Annotated in this window: 7 protein-coding genes and 1 tRNA gene; all 8 read right to left on the minus strand. The window is 50.2% G+C overall.

Going from position 1 to position 7,868, the window contains the following annotated elements:
- Nucleotides 1-23 precede the first annotated feature (23 nt).
- Nucleotides 24-173, minus strand: a complete 150-nt coding sequence (locus J2Z18_RS26545; protein WP_007133232.1) for a hypothetical protein — start codon at nucleotides 171-173, stop codon at nucleotides 24-26.
- 57 nt (nucleotides 174-230) lie between these two features.
- Nucleotides 231-572 carry a hypothetical protein gene (locus tag J2Z18_RS26550; RefSeq protein ID WP_007133231.1) on the minus strand — a complete coding sequence of 114 codons (342 nt, stop codon included), beginning with the start codon at nucleotides 570-572 and terminating at the stop codon, nucleotides 231-233.
- 285 nt (nucleotides 573-857) lie between these two features.
- Nucleotides 858-946, minus strand: a tRNA-Ser gene (locus tag J2Z18_RS26555).
- A gap of 79 nt (nucleotides 947-1,025) precedes the next feature.
- Nucleotides 1,026-2,306, minus strand: coding sequence for a serine--tRNA ligase (gene serS, locus J2Z18_RS26560; protein ID WP_007133230.1), 1,281 nt, complete (start codon nucleotides 2,304-2,306; stop codon nucleotides 1,026-1,028).
- A gap of 193 nt (nucleotides 2,307-2,499) precedes the next feature.
- On the minus strand, nucleotides 2,500-3,084 hold the full coding sequence (gene pdxT / locus J2Z18_RS26565; RefSeq protein ID WP_007133229.1) for a pyridoxal 5'-phosphate synthase glutaminase subunit PdxT: 585 nt from the start codon (nucleotides 3,082-3,084) through the stop codon (nucleotides 2,500-2,502).
- Between the two features lie 16 nt (nucleotides 3,085-3,100).
- Nucleotides 3,101-3,982: a pyridoxal 5'-phosphate synthase lyase subunit PdxS gene (gene pdxS, locus J2Z18_RS26570; protein ID WP_007133228.1), complete on the minus strand. Its 882-nt coding sequence runs from the start codon at nucleotides 3,980-3,982 to the stop codon at nucleotides 3,101-3,103.
- 172 nt (nucleotides 3,983-4,154) lie between these two features.
- Nucleotides 4,155-5,567, minus strand: coding sequence for a D-alanyl-D-alanine carboxypeptidase family protein (locus tag J2Z18_RS26575; RefSeq protein ID WP_007133227.1), 1,413 nt, complete (start codon nucleotides 5,565-5,567; stop codon nucleotides 4,155-4,157).
- A gap of 170 nt (nucleotides 5,568-5,737) precedes the next feature.
- Entirely contained in the window at nucleotides 5,738-7,195 is a 1,458-nt protein-coding gene (guaB, locus tag J2Z18_RS26580) for an IMP dehydrogenase (RefSeq protein ID WP_007133226.1), read from the minus strand.
- Between the last annotated feature and the right edge of the window lie 673 nt (nucleotides 7,196-7,868).

Here is a 7,868-nt window from a genome sequence, read left to right on the forward strand (position 1 = left end):
CTAGAGAGAAGGCTGGCAGCAGGTCAGCCCTCCGGGTTAAAGTGCCCGTCCTGCTTGCGGATCTTGGCTTTGTGCGAGCCCGACAGGGGCTCTTGGCCGCCTCTGTCACGGTCATCGCGTCGTTGCGGTGTCTCCTGGGCTTCCGGTACAGGAATCGCTTTCGGCTTGCTCATTGTGCAGTCCTCCGTTTCTTGGAATCGGAACCATACCAAAGGCATTACTTCATGTCCCTATTGATGCGTAATCTGCTGCAGCGCTTGCGCGCATTCATGGATATGCCGGGTGTAATCGCCGATCATGCCCTGGACATTCTCATTGCGTTCATCGGTCGTTGCGCCATCCCGCTCCACATCGATCAGGTCCACCTTTACTTCTCTTGTGTCCACGTACGTGCATTGGAAATCGAACGAATACTCCTGGCGTCCAGCCGCACCGATATGAATGCGGATGGCATTGGGATCTCCCTCGTCGGGAGCCACCTCCGCACGGTCACCGGGCTTGAGGATCGTCGGCAGCCTCTCCTGCCATGCGTTAACAAGCGTAGCCTGATCTACATTCAGTTCTGAGTTCATCATCACACCTCCCCTTCTCTATAAATTGCGAAAGTGGGTGAACTTTTATGCACCCTCTAAAGCCCTGTGAAGACACACCAACCAGCCCATGATGCTGGCTTCGTTTATTCAATCGGTAACCCTTAGATTAAAAAGGAGACCTATTGTGCAGCAACCGTTTATTATAGAAGGAAATAAATGAGCACCCGAACGCCCGCCCCTGGAAAGAATCGATTTCCGCTTTAGAAAAAATGCTATGCAAAAAGCCCGTTTCCAATAAGGAAACGGGCCTGTCATTATTATGTATGGCGGAGAGGATGGGATTCGAACCCATGTGGAGTTGCCCCCTAACGGTTTTCAAGACCGCCCCGTTATGACCGCTTCGGTACCTCTCCATGTGGTATAACAATTGCACCAAATTGAATCACGTGCATCATTCATTATACCACAACTCAAATGATTTAATCAAGCTAATTATTTCGGTGCAATCACGCTGATATTGCCCATGTATGGACGAAGCACATCCGGGATGACAACCGAGCCGTCAGCCTGTTGATAATTCTCCAGGATTGCCGCAACGGTACGTCCCACCGCAAGTCCCGACCCATTCAGGGTGTGGACAAATTCCGGCTTCGCTTTCGGCTCCGGACGGAAACGGATATTCGCCCGGCGTGCCTGGAAATCACCGATATTCGAGCATGAGGAGATTTCACGGTATACGCCGCTCTCCGGCAGCCATACCTCAAGATCATAGGTTTTCATCGAGCCAAAGCCCATATCGCCGGTGCATAACTCCATCACGCGGTAAGGAAGATTAAGGAGCTGCAGAACACGCTCGGCATCCGCCGTCATCTTCTCGAGCTCGTCAAAGGATGTGTCGGGATGCACAATCTTCACCATTTCAACCTTGTTGAACTGATGCTGGCGAATCAGCCCGCGCGTATCCCGTCCGGCTGCGCCGGCCTCGGAACGGAAGCAAGAGCTGTAGGCTACATAATATTTTGGCAAATCTTCAGCATTCAGGATTTCCTCACGATGATAATTCGTGACTGGAACCTCGGCCGTCGGAATCAGATAATAGTCCGTATCGCTGATCTTGAACAGATCCTCTTCGAATTTCGGAAGCTGTCCGGTTCCATAGAGGCTGTCCCGGTTGACGATATAAGGAGGCAGCATTTCCTCATAGCCGTGTTTGTCGCTGTGCAGATCCATCATGAAGCTGATCAGGGCGCGTTCAAGGCGCGCACCAAGACCTTTGTAGAAGGTAAATCTCGAGCCCGTAACTTTGGCACCAGCTTCAAAGTCAAGGATATTCAAGTTTTGGGCAAGCTCCCAATGCGCTTTCGGCTCAAAATCAAATGCAGCAGGCTCCGACCAACGACGAACCTCCACATTGTCTTCTTCCGAGGCGCCTACCGGCACACTCTCATGCGGAATATTCGGAATCGCAAGCGTAAGCTCCGCTATGTTTGCTTCAACTTCGCGCACCTCTTCGTCCATCGCCTTGATCTTATCCGAGACTTCGCGCATCTCCAGGATCAGCTCATCTGCATTCTCACGGTTCTTCTTCAGACGAGCGACTTCAGCCGACACGGTGTTGCGGCGATTCTTCAAGCTCTCGCTTTCCTGCAGCAACTCCCGGCGACGGGCGTCAAGCTTCGGAAAATCCGCAATCAAATCAAGCGACTTGCCGCGATTCTTAAGCGATTGTTCTACACGACTAAACTCGCTGCGCAATATTTTTACGTCTAACACGGGAAACCCTCCTAAAGTAAAACATCCATCGGTGTATCGTAACAGCTCTAGGCCCGGTACTCCAGGCTGGCAAGCTGCAAACTCTCATATACGTTACAATCTTAGTTTATTTCAGCGAAAAAGACAAACTTGACCCTTAGCAATGCCTAAAGAGTCAAGATGTCTTCTGTCTGATCCTATGCCTATGTTTGGTTTAGCCTTGACGGTCTGCCTGCTCCCGGACCATTTCAATAAAATATGCATGGAGCCGGTAATCATCGGTCAGCTCCGGATGATAGGAAGCTGCCAGCAGATGACCTTGTCTTGCCGTCACGATCTCATCGTTGTACGTAGAGAGAACTTCAACCCCTTCTCCTACTTCCAGGATGAGCGGCGCCCGGATAAACACGGCACGCACCGGTTCATCGATTCCCACGACCTTCAGGTCTGTCTCGAAGCTTTCTCGCTGACGGCCGAATGCATTGCGCGCAACCGTGATATCCATGAGCTTCAGATGCGCTTCCTCATCGCCCTGGATCCGCTCTGCCAGCACAATCAGGCCGGCGCACGTACCGAAGATCGGCTTCCCCTGCGAGGAGAAGCTGCGGATCGCATCCATGAAATCATATTTACGCATAAGCTTGCCGATGGTGGTGCTCTCGCCGCCAGGAATAATCAAGCCGTCGATATCACCAAGCTGCTCCACTCGTTTAACCGGAATCGCTTCGGCACCTGCCCGTTCAATACTCCGAATATGTTCTGCAACGGCACCCTGAAGTGCCAGTACGCCAATCTTCAATATTACCCCTTCTCTCTTACCAGCCGCGATCCTGCATACGTTCAGCAGCCGTAAGCTTGGAAATCTCGATGCCTTTCATCGGTGTACCAAGGTTCTTCGAAACTTCGGCAATCAGCTTGTAATCATCGTAGTGCGTTGTCGCTTCAACGATTGCACGGGCGAACTTCTCTGGATTCTCGGATTTGAAAATACCGGAGCCTACGAATACGCCGTCTGCACCGAGATGCATCATAAGCGCAGCATCTGCAGGCGTTGCAACACCGCCAGCCGCGAAGTTCACGACAGGAAGCTTGCCAGTCTCATGAACACCCTTCAAGAGATCATAAGAGACGCCCAGGTTCTTCGCTTCGGCATACAACTCGTCCTTCGACATATTCTGTACCTTACGGATTTGGCTGTTGATCAGGCGCATATGACGTACCGCCTCAACGATGTTGCCGGTTCCCGGCTCACCCTTCGTACGGATCATCGAAGCGCCCTCTCCGATTCGGCGCAGCGCTTCACCGATATCCTTCGCGCCGCATACGAACGGAACCGTAAAGTCCCATTTATCGATGTGGTATACCTCATCAGCCGGCGTCAGCACTTCACTCTCATCAAGATAATCGACGCCCAGCGATTCAAGCACTTTCGCTTCCACATAGTGACCGATACGGGCTTTCGCCATAACGGGAATGGAAACAACCTTCATCACTTCTTCAATAATGGTCGGGTCTGCCATACGAGCCACGCCTCCGGCAGCACGAATGTCGGAAGGTACGCGCTCCAGCGCCATGACTGCCGTTGCGCCGGCAGCTTCAGCGATTTTCGCCTGCTCCGCATTCATGACGTCCATGATGACGCCGCCCTTTTGCATTTCTGCCATACCTCTTTTTACAGTAGATGTTCCTGTTTCCATATCCCCTAGCCTCCCGAATATATGTTTAGATCTTACCACCCGAAATGAAGATCTCAGGTGGTATCGTACATGTGAATCTTGTAGAAATTTGTAATGAATCTAACTTGATATTTTAACGCAAGGTTATGAAATACACAACCCATTTACTCGGAATTTATAAGGCTTTTGCGGATTAGAACAAATTTTTGATCGAATCGAACAAATCCGCGAAGAATTCGCCAATCGCACGCAGGAACAGCTTGAACCAGCCCGCCTTTTCCGTTTCTTCGGCTGTAACCAGATTCAACGTATCGCTCTGGGTGCTGGCCATGCCCTCGATCTTGTAATTATACGTAACCGTCCCGACCTTCGTATTCTTTGCTACAGGAGCATTTACAGAACTGGAATCGAGCTTCGCTTCGAATTGAATATTGTTGCCATTGGAGCCTTTAGGCACCACGAACGTCAGGGCACGATCGGTCACGAGCTTTGCTTCTTTACCTTTGCCCTTCTTCACCTGCACCTTGTCAAAACCTTCAACAGTCGCCCCCGCAGGCTGAACCTCTTTCACTTCAAAGTTGTTGAAGCCATAGTCCAGAACCTTGCGGGTTTGTACAAAACGAGCGGGCTCATTCTTCGTCCCCATCACGACACTAATAAGGCGCATGCCATTCCGTTCGGCCGTACCGGCGAAGCAGTAGCCAGCAGCACTGGTATGTCCTGTCTTTAATCCATCTAATCCTTCGTAAGCATATGACTTGAAGTTCGTAATGTTCTTGTTCGCTTCCAGCATCCAGTTATAGTTAATGATTGGTTTATCATCACGCTCGCGGAATTTGTAATTTTGGAGTGCCGTAAACTCGGCAAAATCCGGATGGTCCTCCACGATGTACTTTGCCAGTATGGCAACGTCCATAGCCGACATTACGGTTTCCTTATCTTCTTTGGGGCGGTACTTCTCCGGCATATCCGCTCGGCTCAGACCGGTGGAGTTAATAAAGAAGGCCGTCTTAAGCCCCATCTTCTTGGCCGTGTCGTTCATCATTTTCACAAAAGCTTCTTCCGAACCGGCTACACGCTCGGCCAAAGCAACGGTTGCATCGTTCGCAGAGCCTACAGCCATCGCAATGTAAAGTTCTCTAACCGTATGTTGATCGCCTTCAGCAAGATATATACGTGAACCTTCGGTTTTGGCCGCATTCTCCCCAACGGTGACTACTTCGTCCCATGAGAGCTTCCCTTGCTTCACTTGTTCAGCTACGATGTATTCGGTCATCATCTTTGTCATGCTGGCCGGCGGCAATGCCTTATCCGCATTAATGGATAACAGCACCTGACCCGTAGACGATTCGATGAGTACCGCCGATTCCACTTCGAGTCCAAGCTGTTGAGCTGAAGGAACTCGATCAACCTTGGCATTCTTCGTATCCGCAGCGGCATCCCCGGTTTTCGCGTTGTCGGTGGTCTCCGCCGTAGCAAGTGTGGTTGGCGCAGCCAGCGAGACGGCCGGTGCAGCCGAGAAGCACAGTATATTAAACAGCATCAAGGATGCTAGCGTACGTTGTATGCGGTATCGTTTGTTTCTCTTAATCGACTTCTCTATCAATGGAATTACTCCCCTCTACTACTCAATAAGTCATAAGTTTAAGTCATTAACTTGTTCTATTCTATCACAGGAGAGATATCAAAAAAAGACAAGCCGGAGCGATTCCGCCCGGCTTGTCCAGGAAATAAATAACATTGTGTGCATATGCTGATTATGTTGATCAGATTTGATTACAAGGAGTAGTTCGGTGCTTCCTTCGTAATCTGAATATCATGCGGATGGCTTTCCCGAAGTCCGGCACCCGTAATGCGGATAAACTGCGTATCATTGCGCAGCTCCTCAAGGTTCTGCGTACCACAGTAGCCCATCCCTGAGCGCAATCCGCCGATCAGCTGATGAATCGTGTCCGCCAGCGGCCCTTTATAAGCCACGCGGCCTTCAATGCCTTCCGGCACCAATTTCTTGTCGTCATCCTGGAAGTAACGATCTTTACTTCCTTGCTTCATTGCAGCCAGAGATCCCATGCCGCGGTAAGCCTTAAATCGGCGACCTTGATAAATTTCCGATTCGCCCGGGCTTTCTTCCGTACCGGCAAACATGCTGCCCAGCATGACTGCATGCGCTCCAGCAGCGATCGCCTTCGTAATTTCACCGGAATATTTAATGCCGCCGTCCGCGATAATTGGAATGCCATATTCCTTAGCAACCGTAGCACAGTCATAGATCGCCGTAATCTGCGGTACGCCAATACCTGCAATGACACGGGTCGTACAGATCGAGCCTGGTCCGATCCCGACTTTGACGACAGAGGCTCCGGCTTCGATCAATTCTCTTGTACCTTCACCTGTCGCTACGTTACCTGCAATGATAGTAAGATCCGGATACAGCTCGCGCAGCTTCCGTACCGCGTCGACGATGTTGATATGGTGTCCATGCGCGGAATCGACGGTGATGACGTCTACGCCTGCTTTTACAAGCGCTTCGGCTCGCTCAAAGGTATCCTTGGAGATCCCGATGGCGGCGCCCACCAACAAGCGTCCTTGAGCGTCTTTCGCAGCGTTAGGGAACTGGATGGCCTTCTCGATATCTTTAATCGTAATTAGCCCTTTTAGCACGTTATTTTCGTCCACCAAAGGGAGCTTCTCGATCTTATGCTTCTGCAAAATCGTTTCTGCATCCTGAAGCGTCGTTCCAACAGGTGCAGTCACAAGGTTCTCGCTGGTCATCACGTCACGAATGACCGTGTTATAGTCATGCACAAAACGAAGATCCCGGTTCGTCAAAATCCCGATCAGTTTATTATCCTTATCCACGATCGGAACGCCGGAAATGCGGAATTTCCCCATCAGCTTCTCGGCATCGGCTACAAGATTATCGGCATGCAGGGAGAATGGGTTCGTAATAACGCCGCTTTCGGAGCGCTTGACCCGATCCACTTCCTCTGCTTGCTGTTCAACGGACATATTTTTATGAATAATGCCGATTCCGCCTTCTCTCGCGATCGCAATCGCCAGAGGAGCCTCCGTTACGGTATCCATTCCCGCACTGATCAGGGGAATGTTCAGCTTCACATGCTCGCTCAATCGAGTGGTAACATCCACTTCCTTTGGAAGCACCTCGGATTTTCTAGGAACCAACAATACATCGTCAAAAGTGAAGCCTTCCTTGCTAAACTTATCTTCCCACACCTGGGTTATTCCTCCTTTTTGTCGTCATCCTGCGGACTTTTAATGACTGTCAGTGCTGGACCGGACGGCATTTTCAAGTATTTTCAGAAAATATATTATTGCCATCTTAGCAAAGGGCCCATGGGCTGTCAAGGATTGAATTGCCCCCTATCTAAAAGACGATTGGTATCCATCCACGGCGTCAGATTGTCTTTACACAGTGGACAAATCATCAATAATCCTCTATTACATGGTTTCCTTACCCTGATCTTCCCCTTCCCTTTTGAATAGCCAAAAGTGTAAGATGTAACATTCCTTGATGGGCCTCATGCTGACATAGTATCACCTAAGATCAAACAGACTAAACAGCTGATCATTTCTGCGATCTTCATAGTAACCTGCTTGAAGGCAGCCTTTATGACTGATCGGTTAACGGACCCTGCTCCTCGGCGTATCAAATCACGATATATTTAAGCTTTTTGCATACACGTAAGCCTTTATTATGCCAATGTGTATTAGCCATCGCTGTTTAACCCATATCCCTTCAATCCTTACGCTACTTGAGCGTATAATATATACCCAAGAATATATACAAAAAAGCCGTCATCGATTGCTCGATAACGGCCTTTATGGTTGTTCGCTTGGCGGCGTCCTACTCTCCCGGGACCCTTCGGTCCAAGTACCATCGGCGCTG

Origin of the sequence: Paenibacillus lactis, from assembly GCF_017873605.1 — a bacterium.
Taxonomy (GTDB): domain Bacteria; phylum Bacillota; class Bacilli; order Paenibacillales; family Paenibacillaceae; genus Paenibacillus_AQ; species Paenibacillus_AQ lactis.

Bases quoted from the DNA above. Each gene is read 5' to 3' on its own strand.
- J2Z18_RS26545 (WP_007133232.1), bottom strand. From the start codon at position 173: ATGAGCAAGCCGAAAGCGATTCCTGTACCGGAAGCCCAGGAGACACCG.
- J2Z18_RS26550 (WP_007133231.1), bottom strand. From the start codon at position 572: ATGAACTCAGAACTGAATGTAGATCAGGCTACGCTTGTTAACGCATGG.
- pdxS (WP_007133228.1), bottom strand. From the start codon at position 3,982: ATGGAAACAGGAACATCTACTGTAAAAAGAGGTATGGCAGAAATGCAA.